The sequence below is a fragment of the Paenibacillus sp. S29 genome (assembly GCF_049319765.1).
Classification (GTDB): Bacteria; Bacillota; Bacilli; order Paenibacillales; family Paenibacillaceae; genus Paenibacillus; species Paenibacillus polymyxa_B.
Map to the genome: position 1 here is coordinate 18,409 of NZ_JBMOUI010000025.1, position 20,301 is coordinate 38,709.

Here is a 20,301-nt window from a genome sequence, read left to right on the forward strand (position 1 = left end):
GACTTCAAGTTTTACACTAGGGTCAGTCAGAAGAACAGGCAGGTAATGCGATGAATCAGGATCTATATATTCACGGATTAAGTAAAACCTTCAGCCAAATAACCGCGCTGCATGAGACGAATCTGGTAGTACGACGGGGCAAATTCACAACACTGCTCGGACCGTCCGGCTGTGGGAAAACAACGCTCTTGCGCTTGATTGCTGGTCTGGAGACACCGGATACCGGCACAATCACGATGGGAAAGGAAATTCTTTTTTCGGCAGAACGCAAAAAGGATATTCCCGCTCATCTCCGCCACTTTGGCATGGTCTTTCAGGATTTCGCGTTATGGCCGCATATGACGGTGTTTGAAAATGTGGCCTTCGGCCTGCGTGCGGGCAAGCGAGGGAAAGGGTTCGCCAGCGTACGAGACAAGGAACTGCGGACAGTGGTGCTGGAGGCGCTCGACATGGTCAGATTGTCAGGGATGGAGGATCGGTATCCTCATCAGCTGTCCGGTGGCCAGCAGCAGCGGGTTGCCTTTGCAAGAGCGGTTGCTATCCGGCCTCGACTTGTGTTGTTCGACGAGCCACTCAGTGCGCTGGATGCGGTGCTACGGGAGGAGATGCGCATTGAGATGCTATCGCTTGTGCGCGATCTGGGGCTGACCGCCCTATATGTCACCCATGATCAGATCGAGGCCATGTCCATGTCTGATGAAGTGGTTGTTATGAAAAGTGGACATATTTTGCAGACCGGAACACCAGAGGTGATCTACGGTTGCCCAGCTCATCCAGAGGTGGCGAGGTTTATTGGCAAATCCAACTGGCTGGAGCCGGAACGGACACTATTTCGTCCTGAACATGTCCGTTGGGAACAGGAGCAAGCGGATCAGCATGCTTTTACAGTAGAGATCCTGCATGTCAGCTATGTCGGTGATCGTTATGAAATTCGTATACTAGCCGAGAACGGCGAGCATTGGACTGCATATCATTCCATCCGCTTGCCCATAGGTCAACAAATGCACGTTTGGGTATCACCGCAACACATCCACCAACTTGAAGCATAGGGAAAAGGGGTATATACAAGATGATGAATAGGCATGTTTTTCGTACAGGATGGAAAAAAGGAACGATGCTCGCATTAACATTGACTTTTGGACTCGCTGTGGCGGGTTGCGGAACAGCTACAACATCCAAGGATGGGGCGCCAGCTACTGGATCAGCAGGACAAGCAGGGGCGGCGTCCACTGATCAGAAGTTGGTGGTCTACAGCGCAGGCCCGGATGGACTGGCGAAAAAGCTGGTAGCAGGGTATGAGGCGCAGAGCGGAGTTAAGGTAGAGCTGTTCCAGGGAACGACAGGGAAAATTTTGGCCCGCATGGAAGCCGAGAAGACGAATCCGGTAGCGGACGTGGTTGTGCTGGCATCGCTTCCGTCTGTACAAGGCCTGAAAAAGGAAGGACTCACGCTGCCTTACCCGGATGCCAAGAATGCAGACAAGCTAAATCCAGACTGGTCCGATAAGGAAGGCAACTACTTCAGTACCAGTGCTTCTGCTCTGGGCATTGCGTATAACACGAAGCTGGTGAAAACACCACCAACTTCATGGGCTGATTTGGCGAAGCCTGAGTACAAGGATCAGGTTAATATTCCCGATCCATCCCTGTCCGGCTCAGCGTTGGATTTTATGACAGGCTATCTGAGCGCCAAGGGCGATGGAGGCTGGACGTTGTTCGAGCAGTACAAGGCTAACGGTGTTGCTATGGCTGGTGCCAATCAGGAAGCGCTGGACCCCGTGATTACCGGAGCTAAAGGTGTAGTCGTCGCTGCGGTCGATTACATGACCTACAAGGCTAAAGCCAAAGGTGAGCCGATTGATATCGTCTATCCGACAGAGGGGACAGTCATCAGCCCACGTCCTGCCGCAATTCTCAAGTCAACGCAGCATGAGCAGAATGCGAAGGCATTCATTGACTATCTGTTGTCGGACGAGGCACAGAAACTAGTAGCAGATGCCTCCTTACTCCCGGGTCGCACGGATATCAAAGCTGACAAGCGTGCCAACCTGGACGAGATCCCATTGCTGAAGACCAATTGGGAATGGATGGGCGAGCACGGATCAGACGTGACGGAGAAGTTCACGCAAATGTTCAAGTAAGCCGATGGGAGGCTTATCCGTTAAACACATCAGAGCGTGGTGTCTGACGCTGGCTCTGATCGCGCTTCTTTTCCTGATTGTGATGCCGTTGCTGCAAATCTTTATCCAAAGTGTGTATGTTGATGGAAAATTCCAATGGGATGCGCCTTTTCGAACGTTAGCTGCTTCACCATTTGCAGGCGTGCTATTTAGCTCGATTTGGCTAGGCATCTGTGTGATTGCAGGAACGACGGTACTTGCACTTCCGCTAGCCTGGATCATGTCCAACACTCGTCTTGCACACTGGCGCTGGTTGGATGTCGTGTTGCTGATTCCGTTTATGACCCCGCCCTATATCGGGTCCATGGGCTGGATTCTGTTTATGCAAAAAAACGGATATCTGGAGCAGTTGTTCCCGGACCTGCATTTCTTAACGTCGTCCTTCTTCAGCCTTGGTGGCATGGTGATGATCATGAGCCTGCATCTGTTTCCATTCCTGTACCTGCTGCTGCGCGGGGCGCTGGTGAGGATAGGCGGGAGCCTGGAAGAGGCGGGTGCCGTAATGGGCGGTAGCTTTCTATACAGATTCCGTCGAATTATTTTACCGTTACTGCTATCAGCTTACGGAATGGGCGCGTTGCTCATTTTCGTTAAAACGATTGCCGAGTTTGGTACCCCCGCTACCTTTGGGCGACGTATCGGGTATGAGGTCATGACTTCGGAAATCCACAAGTATATTTCCAGTTGGCCCATAGATTTTGGCAAAGCGACGTCAATGGCCTCGGTGCTGTTAACCGCCTGCCTGCTCATGTGGTATGCGCAGTCGGTGATCAACCGAAAGTTTACGTACAGGCTGGTAGGTGGTAAAGGTTCGCGTCCGTCCCGTCTCCGTATATCCGGCTGGACTACGGGGCTGAGTGTTGCATTTATTCTATTGTTGCTCATTGCGTCCATTGGCATTCCTTATTTTTCAATTCTTTCAGCCTCGACGATGAAGCTGAGAGGAATGGGCCTTGCCTGGGATAATTTGACGCTCGACTCTTACAAGGAACTGCTGTCTTGGAGATCAGAGAGCATGGAGGCGCTCCTGAACAGCGTATTTCTCTCTTTGGGCGCTTCGACGCTTGCTGTGGTGCTGGGCACTTGGTTTGCGCTTGTCATTGGCGGCTCACGCACGAGAATCCAACGGACGGTTGATGCATTTAGCTTGCTTCCGAATACGGTTCCGGGAATTGTTATGGTGGTCGGCCTGATTTTGTGGTGGAACTCGCCGTGGATGCCGATCCCTTTGTATAACACATACGGCATGGTCATTCTGACGTATGTTATCTTGTTTGTTCCTTATACGGTGCAGTATGTCAAAAGCGCCTTTACACAGGTGGACACGGGTCTTTTTCAGGCGGGACAGGTATTTGGCGGACGACCGTCTTACATATTCCGCCGGATTGTACTGCCGCTGATTGTACCGGGAATGCTCGCTGGTTGGATGATGACATTTACGATCGCTTCACGCGAGCTGGTAGGATCGTTGCTGATTTTGCCGCCATCCGTTCAGACGTCTGCAACCTACATATTTGCACAATTTGAGCAGGGACAGGTGTCACTTGGGATGGCGATGGCCGTCATATCGGTCGGAATGACCACACTGCTGCTGATCTTAATCGAAAGCTTAAACTCGCAAAGAAAGTGGAAATGATCATGACCAAGCTTAGGATTTGGGGAGGAGCGGGCGAACATGGCCGCTCCTGCTATGTTTTTGAAGGAACGCAGCATCGCGTCATGCTGGATTGTGGCGTGAAAAAGGAAGGAACCGGACAATATCCGGTTTTTCCGCCGCAAAAGGCGGAGGGACTGACTACTGTATTGCTGTCTCATGCACATGAAGATCATTCCATGGCGCTCCCCTTACTGTACAAGTATGGATACCGGGGAGTGGTCTGGACGACCAAGGCCACCGCTGAGCAGTTAGGCTCCTATTTTCGCTCCTGGCATACTTATGTTGAATCGAGAGGAGCCGACTTGCCATACGACGAACAGGATATCCAATCCATTGCTTATCGCTATCTAGAGGATGAATCGCCAGCAGGAGAATGGCTTGAGGCTTGTCCGGGTGTGAGAATCATGTGGGGACGCAGTGGACATTTGGCTGGTGCAGTGTGGTATGTGGTAGAAATGGAAGGGAAGCGGTTGTTTTTTTCTGGAGATTACAGCCGCGAATCTGAACTTCTTGCTGCCGATGCGCCAGACTTGGGTGTTGGGGAGGGGCTGCATGACCTACCTGAATGGAAGTCAGAGCCCAATGTAGCGGACATATCCATTATGGACAATGCCTATGGCATGGATATAGACCCGCAGCCTGTTAAGCTGGAGCGGCTGAGGGTCGAGATGGAGCGGATATTATGGTCTGGTGGTCATGTGTTGTTGCCGGTGCCTGCCTTTGGCAGAGGACAGGACATGATCGTATGGGCTAGCGAGCAATTCCCTGAACAGGCAATGATTGTAGAGCACGACATATGGCAGGGATTGAAACAGTTAAACCGCTGGAAAGAATGGCTACGTCCGGAAGCCCCAGCGCGAATAAAACATGTGCTAAACAGTGACAGGGTCTTCGTGCCACGTGATGCTGCGGAACGAGTGAGTCTGCTGGAACAGAACCCAACGGCTATTATCATAACAAGAGACGGCATGATGGATTCCCCACAGGCGCGCTGGTACTATCAGTTTCTATCGGATAACCGCAACATGGGGGAGGGTGAAGATAGCGGAGAAAGCATTAGCAACAGTGTTATATTGACCGGGCATGCTCCACATGGTTCTTTTGGCAAACATCTGTTGGAACGTGCAAATGAAAATGACAGCTGTGTAGCTCGGCATTTGATTTATAAGGTGCATCAGGGACTATCAGATGTGCGGCAAATGCTGAAGGAGCTGCCTAGCAAACAGGTTGTACTCGTTCATGCGCCAAAGCTGCAGACCGACCTGGTACGAGATGAGTTGATAAGAGAAGGAAATAGTGGATGTGAAGGTCCTGCCAGAAAAGTTCACTCTCTGGAGCCGGGCGCTACACTAGAGGTTTAGCATCCCATTATCATTCACTTTGTGCCCTCCTGCATCAATCGGAAGGCATCGACTTCTCCAAGTTTGGTCGAGATAGAGCTACGTCCGGCGCTTTTACGCAGACGGAGCGGTGTGGCGGTACGCTTAAGCAACGCCTTGATTTCTCCAGGCCCCAGTTCCGGCCTCAGTGAAAGGAGAAGTGCGATGCTTCCGGTCACATGGGAAGTAGCCATAGAGGTACCGCTCATTTCGTGATGCTTGCCATGGATCCAGGAGGATGTGATCTTTTCGCCAGGTGCGTACACGTCTACAAATTGCCCCCGGTTGCTGAAAGGCGCGATGCGTCTGTATTTGTCGGTAGCCCCCACTGAAATCGTCTGGGAATAGCGGGCTGGATAGTCAATACTTCGGCGCTTGCCCTCATTTCCCGAGGACGCTACAATCACAATGCCGTTATGATATGCTTTATTCACCATATCAAGTAGTGCCTTGCTGCGCGACTTCATACCAAAGCTCATATTGATGATATCGACACGATTTAATACACACCAGTCGATACCAAGGATGATATCGGAGACGTAGGCGGCTCCATTATGATCAAATGCTTTTACGGGATGAATTAAAGCCCGTGGTGCTACGCCGACCCTACCTTCGTCATAGTTGGACGCCGCGATAGTTCCAGCAATATGAGTACCATGGCCGTTATCGTCATAGGGTAGCATGGTTCGGTTAAGCAAATTAATACCTCTGGCGAGAGAATGACGAAGATCAGGATGTTGAAAATCCGCTCCTGTATCGATCACACCGATTCTGACCCGATTCCCTGTCGAGGAAGGCCAAGCCTTGTATGCACGTACCTGTTTGACTCCCCATGGCATGGAAAGGTTCTTTTCTGCTTTTGGTATATGAGCAGTTTCAGCGTGGACCTTCATGCGGGTATCTTCTTCAACGGTGACACCGTTGTGATATTTGCCCAGCCTGTCTCCCCCTGAAAGCGGAGCGATTAAAGCACGGATTAGTCGGGCCGGTTGTACTTGCCGTAATCCCGCAAGCTCGGGTTTCAGCTTCCTGAGATAGGACAGGCATTCCCGGTATTGGTGAGGCTTATCGAACGTGATGATCTGTTTGTTCCGTCCACTGCCGGACGGCTCCGAAATACCCTCATGCAAACGCTGCAAAAAATCCGGATAGTCCATTTGAGACGGTCCCCCTCCGATGAGCCATGCTGAGGTATTGTATGAGCAAGCGTCAACTGCGGCATGGGAAACCTGCCCCTTTTTTATGGAAATAGGCCTGCTTGTCGTGTCAAAGTGGCCGTGGACACATACGATACATGGAGGGCATAAGCTCTTGTGCAACAACTTTGGGGGGTTCTCCCGGAGCGGGTACAGTCGAAGACGGGGGGAACCCCGTCTTTTTATGTATGCCGTCTTGTTTAGAGGGATATTCCTGGAAATTATGATGATACCCATCTTTAACTTGCAATTTGCTTCCAAATAGGTTTTACTTAGTTTTGATAATGGATATGTTAGTATTGCATGTATCGTGTATGCTCTGAAACATGTTCTTGTGAATTACGTGTGAGAGGAAGTGTCCCTAGGTGAGTACCCCACTCAACTTGAAGATTGACCCGGAGAAAGTCCACGAGACTCCAATGGTGGATTTGGCATTTATGGTATTGAAAGCAGCCAATACTCCGTATTATTACCGTGACCTGATGAAGGAAGTCGCCAAATTGCGTGGCTTTTCCGACGAAGAAATTAATGACGTTATTGCTCAGCTATATACTGAAATCAACATTGACGGGCGTTTTGCCTGTGTCGGTACGAATCTGTGGGGCTTGAAACGTTGGTATCCGGTAGATAAATCCGAAGATGCCCTGACAGGCGCCAAGCGTCCTCGTATTATTAACGACGAAGACGATGACGATGAAGATGACTATCATGAGGAAGAAGAAACATACAACTCTGATGACGACTTCGATGCAGATAGCGAAGACGAGGATGGCGAAGATGAGCTGTTCGACGGAGAAGAAGATGATGATGATAGTGATGAAGACGTGGTTATAGACGATGAAGACCTCAGTGATGAGGAAGATTCAGAAGATGAAAACGACGATGAGTCGACGGAAGACGACGATTCGCTTCGTTAGGAACAGGCTGCAAGGGGAGATGCGTTCTCCCCTTTTTCATGACCGTTTTCTTGAAAACCTCTTCTGATTTAAAGCTTTCAGGTGGATTCTCTCCAATCTGGTTCAATGGACAAATTAACACGGATAACTTCCTTGACAGCGGATTGGACACGGGGTAAACTATTGCTTGGGCTTATGATTGATTCACTTATATGTTTGCTTTTTGTATAAAAGTGCCCCGTACTACGGGAGTGCTTTTTTGTTTTTTATAGGGGTGTTTTCACTCATGAAAGAGGGCTAAGGGCGGCGGACATGGAAAATGATTCCGCTGCCTTCTTCATGGATGATAATCCGTGCAAACGGGTTACGATAACATCATAATGTCGCCTGAATTTTGCATCTTATCTAGGAGGGTTTTGAACAGTGACAAAGTATATTTTTGTGACAGGCGGGGTTGTGTCTTCCTTGGGCAAAGGGATTACGGCAGCTTCACTGGGGAGGCTTTTGAAGAACAGGGGACTGAAGGTAACGATCCAAAAATTTGATCCTTACCTGAATGTCGATCCGGGTACGATGAGTCCTTACCAGCACGGTGAAGTGTTTGTAACGGATGATGGTGCGGAAACGGACCTTGACTTGGGACACTATGAGCGCTTTATTGATATTAATCTGTCCAAGAACAGCAATGTCACAACAGGCAAGGTATATTCCAGCGTAATCAGCAAAGAGCGTCGCGGAGAATATTTGGGCGGTACGGTGCAAGTTATTCCTCATATTACGAACGAAATCAAGGAACGCGTGTATCGTGCTGGCCGTGAAGCAGGTTCGGACGTAATTATTACAGAAATCGGCGGTACGGTGGGCGATATTGAAAGCTTGCCATTTTTGGAAGCTATTCGTCAGCTCAAAAGCGAAGTTGGGCGCGAGAATGTGATGTACATTCACGTAACACTCATTCCTTATATTAAAGCTGCTGGTGAGGTTAAAACCAAACCAACTCAGCACAGTGTAAAAGAACTGCGCAGTATCGGTATCCAACCGAATGTCATTGTTTGCCGTACAGAGCATGAACTGTCCTCCGATATGAAGGCTAAAATTGCATTGTTCTGCGATATTGATGCGAATGCAGTGGTAGAATGCCGCGATGCTTCAACCCTCTACGAGGTTCCGTTGAACCTACGTGAAGAAGGCTTGGACGAAATCGTAGTTAACCACCTCAAGCTGACAACACCTGCACCAGATATGACCGAATGGGAAGGGTTAGTTGATCGAATCAGCAAGCTGGATAAAACGGTTGAGATTGCCATTGTTGGTAAATATGTTGCGTTACATGATGCGTACTTAAGTGTGGTTGAATCACTTTCCCACGCTGGATTTGATGCGAATGCAGACGTAAAAATTCGTTGGGTGAACGCTGAAGAAGTGACGGACGAGAACGTAGCTGACATGCTGGGCGGCATTGGCGGCATTCTCGTACCGGGTGGCTTCGGCGATCGTGGAATTGAAGGCAAAATTAGTACCATTCGTTATGCACGGGAGCAAAAAATTCCGTTCTTCGGCATTTGTCTGGGTATGCAGGTATCTGTCATTGAGGTTGCCCGTTCCCTGGCTGGTCTCGAAGGAGCCAACAGCTCGGAAATTAACCCGGCTACTGATTATCCTGTCATCGATTTGCTTCCTGACCAAAAAGACATCGAAGATTTGGGCGGTACGATGCGTCTTGGCTTGTATCCATGCAAACTGGTGGAAGGTTCCCTGGCTTCGGCTTGCTACAACGACGAGCTGGTGTACGAAAGACACCGTCATCGGTACGAATTCAATAACGAATATCGTGAAGTTATTGAAAAAGCGGGTCTTCGTATTTCCGGTACTTCACCGGATGGACGCTTGGTGGAAATTGTGGAGCTCCCTGAGCATCCGTGGTTCCTGGCGGTACAATTCCATCCAGAATTTACTTCCCGTCCGAATCGTCCACAGCCTTTGTTCCGTGAATTTGTAAAGGCAGCATTGCAGCTTCAAGGTTAATGCTATGGCTTGTAAGACCTCCTCAGGGAGGTCTTTTTTTATCCCATGCTTCCTGATTATGAAAGAATATTCCACAATTATGTATAAGAGCAGGATTTTCTTTTTGCAGGAGCGAATATAGTTTTAGGTATGGGACGGATATTGTACGTCATCGGACGCTGTTATGGCAATAGCTGCATGATCCTCGTTTTAAGATCTTAGGAGGTTAAAACATTGGAAAAGAAGAAAGTATTAATCGTCGATGACCAGAATGGAATACGGATTTTACTGATGGAAGTGTTCGGAAGTGAGGGTTATGAGACCTTTCAGGCGGCGAACGGGAAAATTGCACTTGAAATTGTTGAGAAGGAACCACCTGATCTGGTTTTGCTCGATATGAAAATTCCAGGTATGGACGGACTCGAAATTCTGAAGCATCTAAAAACCATGAATCCTGATATCAAGGTTATAATGATGACAGCATATGGAGAACTGGACATGATTAAAGAGGCGACGGAGCTAGGTGCGCTAATGCATTTTACCAAGCCCTTTGATATTGACGAAATGCGGATCGCTGTGAACAAACAACTCAGAGGTGATTAGGTGAGTCACTATGGTTGAGAACTCTGTTAACACAACAGGGTTTTTTGTTTGTGATTATGGGAAATACTGAAAGTAAATCCTCTCCTTATACAATTCTATGAAAAAACGGCGTCCTAACGTGATTTTTGTATGTGTTGATATGCAAAAGCTTGTTTAGTATTTAACATGGGTTGTGGTATAATAAGCCCGTATGTGATGTCGGCTAAAATATAGACAAACCCAAACACCTTTAGGAGGACTGTAACCATGCCATTAGTATCTATGAAAGACATGTTGAACAAAGCACTCGAAGGAAAATATGCAGTAGGTCAATACAACATTAATAACCTGGAGTGGACTCAAGCTATTTTGGGCGCTGCTGAAGAAGAAAAATCCCCAGTAATCTTGGGCGTTTCTGAAGGCGCAGCACGTCACATGGGCGGATTCTACACTGTTGTTAAAATGGTAGAAGGTCTTATTCATGACATGAAAATCACCGTTCCAGTTGCGATCCATTTGGACCACGGTTCCAGCTTTGAAAAATGTAAAGAAGCTATCGACGCTGGTTTCACATCCGTTATGATTGACGATTCCCACAGCCCGATCGACACAAACATTGCTACAACGAAAAAAGTGGTTGAATATGCTCATTCCAAAGGCGTTTCTGTTGAAGCTGAAGTTGGAATGGTTGGCGGTCAAGAGGATGATGTTGTCGGCGACGTAATGTACGCTAAGCTGGACGACTGTCTGCGTATCGTTAACGAAACAGGTATCGATACACTGGCACCTGCACTGGGTTCCGTACACGGACCTTACAAAGGCGAGCCAAACCTCGGATTCAAAGAAATGGAAGAGATCTGCAATGCAATCAAACTTCCACTCGTTCTGCACGGTGGTACTGGTATCCCAACACATGACATTAAAAAAGCAATCTCTCTGGGAACTTCCAAAATCAATGTAAACACTGAGAACCAAATCGTATTTGCGAAAGTGGTTCGTGAAGTGCTTGCTGAGAAACCGGATGCTTATGACCCACGTACATTCATCGCTCCAGGTCGTGAAGCGATTAAACAAACCGTTATCGGTAAAATTCGTGAGTTCGGTTCCAACAACAAAGCGTAATAATGAATCAAACTGGTCGTGCGTCTGCACGAGCTAGATGTATTTCTTAGTTGTAGCTGTAGTTCTGCTGCACAAAATATTTAAATCTGTACAGTTGAATAGTTTGGTATGGAAAGCACACCGCTTAGCCGGTGTCTTTCCATTTTCACCACTAAAAAAGTTAAAAGTTTATGATTTGAGATTATTGTTTGACCGACTGCAAAACACGTAGGGGGACCCTCAAGCTTATGGAAAAATTGATGATCACCGGTGGACGGCCGCTTCAAGGTACAGTTTCCATCAGCGGTGCCAAAAACAGTGCCATCGCCTTGATTCCCGCAGCCATTCTGGCAGAGTCGGAAGTCATTTTGGACAATTTGCCACTGTTGAGTGATGTGGCGGTGTATTCCGAAATACTGGAGGAACTTGGTGCAACGGTTACCTGGGAAGGTAGCCAGATGAAAATAGATCCTTCCTCCATTAAATCCATTCCTATGCCGAATGGGCCTGTTAAGAAATTACGAGCCTCTTATTATATGATGGGAGCCATGCTGGGCAGATTCAAGGAAGCGATCATCGGTTTGCCAGGAGGGTGCAATTTCGAACCCCGGCCCATTGATCAGCATATCAAAGGTTTCGAAGCGCTGGGTGCCACGGTAACGAACGAGCACGGCGCTATTCATTTGCACGCCAAAGAACTGCGCGGAACCAAGATTTATTTGGATGTTAGCAGCGTAGGCGCTACCATTAATATTATGCTGGCGGCTGCACGTGCCAAAGGCGCCACAATTATCGAAAATGCGGCTAAAGAGCCTGAGATTATAGATGTAGCAACTCTTTTAAACTCGATGGGGGCCATTATTAAAGGTGCCGGTACGGAAACGATTCGAATTGAAGGTGTGTCGGAGCTGCATGGCTGCCGTCATTCCATCATACCTGACCGTATACAAGCGGGCACATATATGATTGCTGCTGCGGCAACCCGTGGAAATGTATTGATTGACAATGTAATCCCCAAACATATGGAGGCTCTCACTGCAAAAATGCAGGAAATGGGCATCGGCATCGAGGAATATGATGAAAGTATTCGCGTACTGGGTACACCTTCCTATGAACATGTCGACGTTAAAGCCTTGATATACCCCGGATTCGCTACAGATTTACAATCTCCCATGACCAGCTTGCTTACCCAAGCGCAGGGTGTCAGTGTATTGAGCGATTTTGTGTACAGCAATCGTTTTAAGCACGTCCCTGAGCTGGTGCGTATGGGGGCTAAAATTCGCGTAGAGGGTCGGTCTGCCATTATAGAGGGTGGTCAACTGAATGCAGCTAAAGTAAAAGCGGCAGATCTGCGCGCCGGAGCGGCCCTTGTCATTGCTGGACTTACAGTAAGCGAAGGTGTAACTGAGGTGACGGGTGTCGAGTACATTGACCGTGGTTATGATCACCTTGTTTCCAACCTGCGTCTTTTGGGCGCGGATGTATGGCGGCAGACTGAATAGTTAGACCATGCAATTTTTTCGAACTCCCGGAACGAAAGCGATAGAACGGGCAACACCTATGCAGCCGCTGCTTGATAAAAGATTGTGGTTCATACCTAACAATCTTTTATCGGAAAACCGGAATAATTCGGTATAATTCAGGCAGATGGCTGCATAACTTTATTTGTTTTGGTTAAAATTATGTTAATGGTGTTTATGATATCATTGTCTATCATTTAGATGTATGAATGGACTTAATAATTGAATAGGTGGTTATTATATGGATCTGCAAATTTCCGATCTGGAAGAAATGAAGCTGACCGACCTGTACAAGCTGGCCAAGCAATACCAGATCCCGTACTACGGAACGCTCAAGAAGAAAGAATTAATATTCGCGATCCTGCGCGCACAAGCTGAGAAGAGCGGATTGATGTTTATGCAGGGGGTTCTGGAAATCCTTCCCGAAGGTTACGGCTTTCTGAGGCCGATCAATTATCTCCCGAGTACCGAAGATATTTACATCTCTGCTTCACAAATCCGCAAGTTTGACTTGAGAACAGGCGATCTTGTTTCCGGTAAATGCCGAACGCCAAAAGAGAATGAACGATATTTTGGATTGCTTCAAGTTAACGCCGTCAATGGAAGAAGTCCTGAGCAAGCTGCTGAGCGGCTACATTTTCCTGCACTGACTCCACTGTATCCGCAAACCAAATTAGTCCTTGAAACTTCCCCCAACCATTTGTCTACGAGAATTATGGATGTACTGGCCCCTGTCGGACTTGGACAGCGCGGACTCATTGTAGCACCTCCCAAAGCTGGGAAGACGCTTCTCCTCAAAGAAATTGCCAATAGCATTTCTACTAACAATCCCGAGATCGAGCTTTTTGTCTTGTTGATTGATGAACGCCCCGAAGAAGTGACCGACATGCAGCGTTCTGTTAAAGGTGAAGTTGTGGCCTCTACATTTGACGAGCTTCCTGAAAATCACATTAAAGTGGCAGAACTCGTGTTGGAGCGTGCGCTGCGTCTCGTAGAACATAAAAAGGATGTTGTCATCCTGTTGGATAGCATCACACGTTTGGCTCGTGCGTACAATCTCGTTATCCCTCCTTCTGGTCGTACTTTGAGTGGGGGTATTGATCCGGCGGCATTTCACCGTCCAAAGCGCTTTTTTGGTGCGGCTCGGAATGTGGAGGAAGGCGGTAGCTTGACGATTCTTGCTACAGCGCTGATTGATACAGGATCACGCATGGACGATATCATTTATGAAGAGTTTAAAGGTACAGGCAACATGGAGTTGCATTTGGACCGCAAGCTGGCAGAACGTCGTATCTTTCCTGCGATTGATATTCGTCGTTCCGGCACACGCCGTGAGGAAGTGTTGTTGAACAAGGAAGAATTGGATACCATCTGGGCTATTCGTAAAAACATGACGGAAAGCCATGATTTTGTGGAAGGCTTCCTCAAAAAGCTGCGTAATAGCAAAACTAATGCTGAGTTTTTGGCTTCGTTTGATTTGACGGCACCTTCTTCCAGTAGCTCGCAAAGCAGTCCTGGTGGGCAACAACGGAGAACTGCGCGTTCTACCACAGCGTCAGTCCCTGCCACAACCAACTAAAACCCATTCATGTATTTTATCTGTTCCGTAAGTACACAGTCGTTACCATTCATTTTGTTAATGGCGTAGGCTTAACGGAGCGAAAGGAGCTCCATAATGTATTTGGTGTATGCCGACGAAAAAGGCAATGTATATGATCATGCTTCTTTGTATGGGCTTGCCCGTAGTGCAGACATGATTGTTGAAATCATGGAGGATGAGCTTATTCCGTTACCGGAAGGAGCTACATTGGTAAGCCTGCCCAGCACTCGCCCGGTCGGTATGAACCCTGAAACAGGGGAAATGGTTTCTCTTCCCGGAGATATGCAAGCAGTAGGGGCTTTATTGCCGCAAGGTTTTACGCGCTTGTGCCTGCCGGGATATGTGAAGACCGATAAGGAGTACAAACTTCCCTTGTTCGGTTATTCGGCTGTAGTCTGGAAAGACGGGGCATTTTATGTAACGGCAGAGCAGAGTGACAGTCCATCCAAGTGGAATCCGGAAAACTGTGACCGTCATCAAGTTAAACTGGGTGTTCAGCGGATGACGGAGCAATATCCCGAAAATCGGCTGTACCAACATTTGTCTAACTGTGCGCTGGGCTACGAATGTCTTACTTCCTCGAACACATTCCTGAATCGCTGGGAAGGGGGAGTTCCGGTATCTTATTCTTGTAATGCGGGTTGCTTTGGCTGTATATCTGAACAGCCGGATGACAGTGGCTTTGTATCTCCGCAGACAAGAATGAACTTCCGTCCCCGTGTCGAAGAAATTGTAGAAGTTATGCTGGAACATTTGAAGACACCGGAGTCCATCATCAGTTTTGGCCAAGGTTGCGAAGGTGAGCCTTCCACACAAGCCAAACTGATTATTGATTCGATCAAAGAGGTGCGCTCCATTACCGATATGGGATACATCAATATCAATACGAATGCGGGATTGAGCGATCATATCCGGGGAATCGTGGATGCGGGTCTTGATCTGATGCGCGTTAGTACCATCAGTGCACTGGACGATCACTACAATGCGTATTACAAGCCGCGCGGCTACACGTTGGCTAATGTAGAAAAATCACTTCGTTATGCTTCTGAGCAGGGAGTATATACGTCGATTAACTATTTGATTTTTCCGGGTGTAACAGACCGAGAGGAAGAAATTGAGGCAATGATTGAATTTGCCAAACGTACTAAGCTCAAGCTGATTCAAATGCGTAACTTGAATATCGATCCTGAAAGCTATCTGGAGTTGATTCCACCTGCTCAAGGTGAGATCCTTGGCATGAAGCAAATGCTTGAGATTTATCGTGAGGAACTGCCTGATGTAGTCATCGGTTCTTACACTCATGTACCCCCACAAGGGCTGGCACGTCCCAAATTTGCCAAGGCCTAAAACGGTCAATAGCAACTTGAAACTCACCTATTTTACGCCATCTTTGAATGCGGAAAAGAGTTGTTGAAACGCTCATATTCAAGTGCTATAATGTGAACATGTGTTCATACAACTCTGGACTGATAGGACGTTCAGGGCGGAAAGAGGTGAAAGTTCAATGCAACAAGCTATTCAACCAACATTTAACGTAACTACTGTCACTTGTGCTTGCGGAAATTCGTTTGAAACTGGTTCTGTAAAAGGATCTCTGCGTGTGGAGATTTGCTCCGCCTGCCACCCATTCTTCACAGGCAAGCAGAAATTTATTGATGCTGGTGGACGCGTAGATCGTTTCAAAAAGAAATACGGTATCTAATGGATTACCGCAGGTTATAAAGTTATTAGAGCCTTCTGCAACTGCAGAGGGCTCTTTTTGTAATAATGTGTATTTGCTTTTTATGCGGCCTTAAGATATACTTATTTTCACCGTGCTAGATGGGGAGGTAGCGGTGCCCTGTAACTCGCAATCCGCTATAGCGAGGTTGAATTCCTGTTAGAGGTGTTGTTGATGTGAGGCTGGTCCCTGCGCACAATGTTGACGGTTGGGTCCTCCGCAATGAGTACTTGTGAACCTGGTCAGGTCCGGAAGGAAGCAGCCATAAGCAAGCTCACTCTTGTGCCGGAGGGTTGCCTAGCCCGAGTTGTTGTTCAGGATTGCCGCTCGGATCACAACGATCAATAACAGGTGCACGGTATATATTAGTGATTAGAACATCTTGGCAATCATTGCGAAGATGTTTTTTTGTGTTTTATAAATTGGAAGGTGTCTGGTTTAGATTCGGACGGGAGTATAGTATAATGAGGTGACCATGAATGGTCATGAAAGTGAATGGGAAAGAGGGTAACGCGCATTGGAACATATAGCGTTGTACCGTGCTTGGCGGCCGCAGGCTTTCAAGGACATGGTAGGACAACAGCATATTATCCAGACATTGCAGAATGCCATCCGCGAAAATCGCACGTCCCATGCCTACCTGTTCAGCGGTCCACGAGGAACAGGTAAGACGAGTGCGGCCAAAATTTTGGCCAAGGCTATCAACTGTGAGCATGGACCTGCGCCGGAACCTTGCAACGAATGCGAAGCCTGTAAACGGATCACGGCCGGAGCGGTCATGGATGTACAGGAGATTGATGCAGCCTCCAACCGGGGCGTTGAAGAGATTCGTGATTTGCGCGATAAAGTCAAATATGCGCCCACAGAAGTGCGGCACAAGGTTTATATCATTGATGAAGTGCACATGCTGACGACGGAAGCGTTCAATGCGCTGCTCAAGACACTAGAAGAGCCGCCGCCACACGTGATGTTCATATTGGCTACGACTGAACCACATCGGATTCCGGCGACAATTATTTCGCGTTGCCAGCGGTTTGACTTCCGGCGGGTATCGCTGGAAGAACAGACAGAGCGGCTTGACCTGATATGTCAACAGGAGAACATACAGGCTGATTCAGATGCACTGCAGTACATTGCGCGTCTTTCAGATGGCGGGATGCGAGATGCAGTTAGCGTTTTGGACCAGATATCCTCGTTTACAGATGGTCGGGTTACTTATCAGCAGGTGCTAGATATGACGGGAGGTATTGCGTCCGAGCAATTCGGTAAGCTTGCCTTGGCATTGCTGAAAGAAGATGTGGGCACGGTGCTCCAAATGATCGAGAACTTTATGCAGGAAGGTAAAAGTGCGGATAAGTGCATGGAGAATCTTCTGTACTATTTCCGAGACCTGCTAATGATCAAGATGGTGCCTCAGGCAACCAAAATGACGGAGCGAGTGCTAGATCCAGAGCGATTTAAGGAAGTGGCAGATGCTTTTACCAAGGAGCAGCTCTTTGCGATGATTGACACCCTTAATCGTTATCAGAGCGAGATGAAGTATGCTGTTCAGCCGCAAACTTTGTTTGAGGTAGCTCTGTTGAAACTATGCAGTATTCCGGGGGAAGCAGGAGATGGTGTTCAGCCGGCCGCACAGCGCTCTGGTGCTGCAGCTGAGCAGGAAGATGTGGTAATGTTGAAGCGCCAGCTTGCTGAGTTGGAAAAGAAACTGGAGCGCGCGCTGCAAGGTGGATTGGGCGCTGGAGCTGGACAGGAAGCATCGTCGGGCGGCCGTCAGGCTTCCGGGGGTCGTGCCCCTGCTCCGCGGATTTCAGCGCCGGCCAAACTCCCCTCTCAGTTGGATCGCTATATCGCTGAGAAGTCGAGCGAAGCATTCGCAGCAGCGGGGCGTAAGTGGAGCCAGATTTTACAAGGGGTAAAAGAGGCGAAAGTTACGGTTCATGCCTGGTTTATGGACGGTGAGCCAGTTTCTGTGTTAGAGGACAGTGTACTGGTCGCATTTAAGAACAATATTCATCGTGAAACTACCGAAAAGCCTGCCAATAAGCAGGTCATCGAGAAAGTATTGCATGAGCAGTTGGGCCATCCTTATCGTTTAGTAACAATGATGCAAAAGGATTGGAATGCTGCGATTGAAGGAGTTTCCGACCAGCCTGCCGAAGAATTGCAACTGGAGCCGGAGCATGATACGCCGGGAAAGTCCAAGGAGCCCTGGATTGATGAAGCTATTCAACTTTTCGGGGAAGATCTGGTAGTCATTAAAGATTAAATCAAGTGTCTAGATGTATACTTCATTAAAGGAGATGATTGAAATGAACAATATGAACCAAATGATGAAGCAAGTGAAAAAAATGCAGGAACAAATGCTGAAAGCCCAAGAGGAACTTGGCGGAAAAGTAATCGAAGGTACTTCTGGCGGCGGTGTTGTGACGGTGGAGGTAAATGGACATAAAAAAGTGTTGTCCATCACGATCAAACCGGAAGCCGTAGATCCTGATGATGTAGAAATGCTGCAAGATCTTGTACTGACTGCAGTCAATGATGCTTTGTCCAAAGCAGATGAACTGGCTAATGATGATATGGGTAAATTTACAGGCGGCATGAAAATTCCGGGCTTGTTCTAGTCTGCTGCATAAAGGAGAAACACGCTATTGTATTATCCGGAGCCGATTGCAAAGCTAATTGATGCTTTTACGCGCCTGCCAGGAGTAGGGCCGAAGACGGCTGCCCGGTTGGCCTTTCACGTACTGAAAATGAAGGAAGATGATGTGATTGACTTTGCCAAAGCGCTGGTCAATGTAAAACGCAATCTGCACTTCTGTTCAGTCTGCGGCAACATTACGGATACGGATCCTTGTCGGATCTGTCAGGATAAGACGAGGGATGCTTCCGTCATTTGTGTTGTTCAGGATTCCAAGGATTTGGTGGCTATGGAGCGTACCAAGGAGTTTAATGGTTTTTACCATGTGCTTCACGGGGCGATATCTCCTATGGAGGGGATTGGTCCTGAGGATATCAAACTCAAGGAATTGCTGAACAGGCTCAGTGATGAACGCGTCAAGGAGCTGATTTTAGCTACGAACCCGAATATTGAAGGAGAGGCCACGGCCATGTACATTTCTCGGCTAGTGCGTCCTTTTGAAATCAGGGTTACTCGTATTGCTCACGGATTGCCAGTGGGTGGAGATTTGGAGTATGCTGACGAGGTTACCCTGTCCAAAGCGTTAGAAGGCCGTAGAGAGCTCAATTAATAGGTGTATTTATACGTTATAAATAGGGAGGGAATGTCCTTAGGGTATTCTCGACTCACTTGGGGGAGCCGCTATGGCTCCTTTTTTATTTGCGGTGATAGATGGCAGTATAGATCGTTCCTGGTTCTAAGTTTGTCCTTTGTTCAATAAGTATGAATAAGGTAATCTTGCAGACTGTGCACATAATTCAGCTTGTGAGGAGGATGAACGGATGTGGGAACGGATGAAACAAAATTTCCGTCGTCAGGAGAATGGCAAATCAGAAGCGGAGTATCGGCAGGAGTTGTTTGCCCAGATTCGGGCTTCGCATGCGGAATGGTTAAGAGCGCATCGTTTATTTCATGAAGCTACGGGTAAAGATGAGATCGACTACGCTATATTTGTTCTAGAAGCTGCAGAACGTAAATATCAGATACATTTAAAAAGTGCGAAACAGCAAGGCCTGCATCGTTTCCATCTGCCTGCAGACGAACCGGGGTATGCCAATGATACGGATCGTGTTCACAAGCGGAGAGCTGAATGAAAGGGGCGGTCTGGCTTGTTTTGATTGCCTGTGTCGGGATGTTACTATTTCTAATCTTAAAAAAACGTTTGGGTATCAGCTGGCTTGTAGTATTCGGAGCACATATGGGCCTGGCAGCCATCGCATTGTATGTTATCAATTATTCAGGGTGGATTACGCAGGTGTACATCCCGATCAATCCAGTGACAATGGGGGCGGTAACGATATTAGGTTTGCCTGGGATTGTCCTTTTACTGGGATTGAAAATAGTATTATTCGGACAGGCTATATGAAAACTTAAATGTTATTGTTTCTATTTTTAAAATATAGTTGACGGCGAATTCAAAAATGTGATACATTAATTCTCGGCCCTTAAAGCCCGGGAATTTTTTTGTGAAAACAACATTTAAATGAAATTAAAAAATGATTTTAAAAAAGTGTTGACTTAAATCCCGAATGTGTGTTATATTAATCAAGTCGCCGCTGAGATGCGGTGGTGAAACAAAGTAAGACATAATGCAGATTTGATCTTTGAAAACTGAACAACGAGTGAGTAAAACGATTTTGCTTGCAAAATCAAACAAGAGATATTTTATCTCGTCAGTTTCAAAATGAGCTTATCGCTCTTTCTATAAACCAACTTCGGTTGGTCTTTAATGGAGAGTTTGATCCTGGCTCAGGACGAACGCTGGCGGCGTGCCTAATACATGCAAG

General features: G+C 47.6%; 18 protein-coding genes, 1 rRNA gene and 1 other RNA gene. 19 read left to right on the forward strand and 1 reads right to left on the reverse strand.

Annotation, left to right across the window (positions count from 1 at the left end; translation table 11 throughout):
- Nucleotides 1–50 precede the first annotated feature (50 nt).
- From ACL9RM_RS25440 to ACL9RM_RS25455, 4 genes are read left to right on the forward strand one after another with little or no spacing between them, the layout of a single operon-like run.
- A complete protein-coding gene (locus ACL9RM_RS25440; protein ID WP_414126657.1) occupies nt 51–1,049 on the forward strand; it encodes an ABC transporter ATP-binding protein in 999 nt (332 codons plus the stop codon).
- Nucleotides 1,050–1,069: 20 nt separating this feature from the next.
- Nucleotides 1,070–2,140: an ABC transporter substrate-binding protein gene (locus tag ACL9RM_RS25445; RefSeq protein WP_250267146.1), complete on the forward strand. Its 1,071-nt coding sequence runs from the start codon at nt 1,070–1,072 to the stop codon at nt 2,138–2,140.
- A gap of 4 nt (nt 2,141–2,144) precedes the next feature.
- On the forward strand, nt 2,145–3,815 hold the full coding sequence (locus tag ACL9RM_RS25450) for an ABC transporter permease (RefSeq protein ID WP_250267147.1): 1,671 nt from the start codon (nt 2,145–2,147) through the stop codon (nt 3,813–3,815).
- A complete protein-coding gene (locus ACL9RM_RS25455; RefSeq protein WP_250267148.1) occupies nt 3,812–5,197 on the forward strand; it encodes an MBL fold metallo-hydrolase in 1,386 nt (461 codons plus the stop codon). The genes ACL9RM_RS25450 and ACL9RM_RS25455 overlap by 4 nt, the downstream gene beginning before the upstream one ends.
- Nucleotides 5,198–5,211: 14 nt before the next feature.
- Here the strand turns inward: ACL9RM_RS25455 and ACL9RM_RS25460 are convergent, their stop codons facing one another.
- A complete protein-coding gene (locus ACL9RM_RS25460) occupies nt 5,212–6,372 on the reverse strand; it encodes a S8 family peptidase (protein ID WP_250267149.1) in 1,161 nt (386 codons plus the stop codon).
- A gap of 404 nt (nt 6,373–6,776) precedes the next feature.
- On the opposite strand from ACL9RM_RS25460, the gene rpoE reads away from it, so the two are divergent.
- From rpoE to ACL9RM_RS25535, 15 genes are all read left to right on the forward strand, one after another.
- Complete coding sequence (gene rpoE / locus ACL9RM_RS25465; protein ID WP_013308216.1) at nt 6,777–7,328, forward strand: DNA-directed RNA polymerase subunit delta; 552 nt, start codon at nt 6,777–6,779, stop codon at nt 7,326–7,328.
- A gap of 402 nt (nt 7,329–7,730) precedes the next feature.
- The gene (locus ACL9RM_RS25470) at nt 7,731–9,332 is read left to right on the forward strand and encodes a CTP synthase (protein ID WP_013368772.1); all 1,602 of its coding nucleotides are present in this window, start codon (nt 7,731–7,733) and stop codon (nt 9,330–9,332) included.
- Nucleotides 9,333–9,545: 213 nt separating this feature from the next.
- Complete coding sequence (locus ACL9RM_RS25475) at nt 9,546–9,914, forward strand: response regulator (RefSeq protein WP_013308218.1); 369 nt, start codon at nt 9,546–9,548, stop codon at nt 9,912–9,914.
- A gap of 246 nt (nt 9,915–10,160) precedes the next feature.
- Complete coding sequence (gene fba / locus ACL9RM_RS25480) at nt 10,161–11,015, forward strand: class II fructose-1,6-bisphosphate aldolase (protein ID WP_013308219.1); 855 nt, start codon at nt 10,161–10,163, stop codon at nt 11,013–11,015.
- Nucleotides 11,016–11,242: 227 nt separating this feature from the next.
- Entirely contained in the window at nt 11,243–12,496 is a 1,254-nt protein-coding gene (locus ACL9RM_RS25485) for a UDP-N-acetylglucosamine 1-carboxyvinyltransferase (protein ID WP_250267150.1), read from the forward strand.
- Between the two features lie 259 nt (nt 12,497–12,755).
- A complete protein-coding gene (gene rho / locus ACL9RM_RS25490; protein WP_250267151.1) occupies nt 12,756–14,093 on the forward strand; it encodes a transcription termination factor Rho in 1,338 nt (445 codons plus the stop codon).
- A 96-nt stretch (nt 14,094–14,189) separates the two neighbouring features.
- Nucleotides 14,190–15,461, forward strand: a complete 1,272-nt coding sequence (locus ACL9RM_RS25495) for a radical SAM protein (RefSeq protein ID WP_061831800.1) — start codon at nt 14,190–14,192, stop codon at nt 15,459–15,461.
- A 157-nt stretch (nt 15,462–15,618) separates the two neighbouring features.
- A complete protein-coding gene (rpmE, locus tag ACL9RM_RS25500) occupies nt 15,619–15,816 on the forward strand; it encodes a 50S ribosomal protein L31 (RefSeq protein ID WP_013308223.1) in 198 nt (65 codons plus the stop codon).
- 110 nt (nt 15,817–15,926) lie between these two features.
- Nucleotides 15,927–16,193, forward strand: an RNA gene (gene ffs / locus ACL9RM_RS25505) — signal recognition particle sRNA large type.
- 158 nt (nt 16,194–16,351) lie between these two features.
- Entirely contained in the window at nt 16,352–18,103 is a 1,752-nt protein-coding gene (gene dnaX / locus ACL9RM_RS25510) for a DNA polymerase III subunit gamma/tau (RefSeq protein WP_250267152.1), read from the forward strand.
- A 43-nt stretch (nt 18,104–18,146) separates the two neighbouring features.
- Nucleotides 18,147–18,458 carry a YbaB/EbfC family nucleoid-associated protein gene (locus ACL9RM_RS25515; RefSeq protein ID WP_013308226.1) on the forward strand — a complete coding sequence of 104 codons (312 nt, stop codon included), beginning with the start codon at nt 18,147–18,149 and terminating at the stop codon, nt 18,456–18,458.
- 27 nt (nt 18,459–18,485) lie between these two features.
- Nucleotides 18,486–19,085, forward strand: coding sequence for a recombination mediator RecR (gene recR / locus ACL9RM_RS25520; RefSeq protein ID WP_061831802.1), 600 nt, complete (start codon nt 18,486–18,488; stop codon nt 19,083–19,085).
- Nucleotides 19,086–19,296: 211 nt separating this feature from the next.
- Nucleotides 19,297–19,608 carry a DUF2508 family protein gene (locus ACL9RM_RS25525; protein ID WP_025676300.1) on the forward strand — a complete coding sequence of 104 codons (312 nt, stop codon included), beginning with the start codon at nt 19,297–19,299 and terminating at the stop codon, nt 19,606–19,608.
- A complete protein-coding gene (locus ACL9RM_RS25530) occupies nt 19,605–19,880 on the forward strand; it encodes a pro-sigmaK processing inhibitor BofA family protein (protein WP_061831803.1) in 276 nt (91 codons plus the stop codon). The genes ACL9RM_RS25525 and ACL9RM_RS25530 overlap by 4 nt, the downstream gene beginning before the upstream one ends.
- Nucleotides 19,881–20,240: 360 nt before the next feature.
- Nucleotides 20,241–20,301, forward strand: a 16S ribosomal RNA gene (locus ACL9RM_RS25535); the annotation flags it as partial.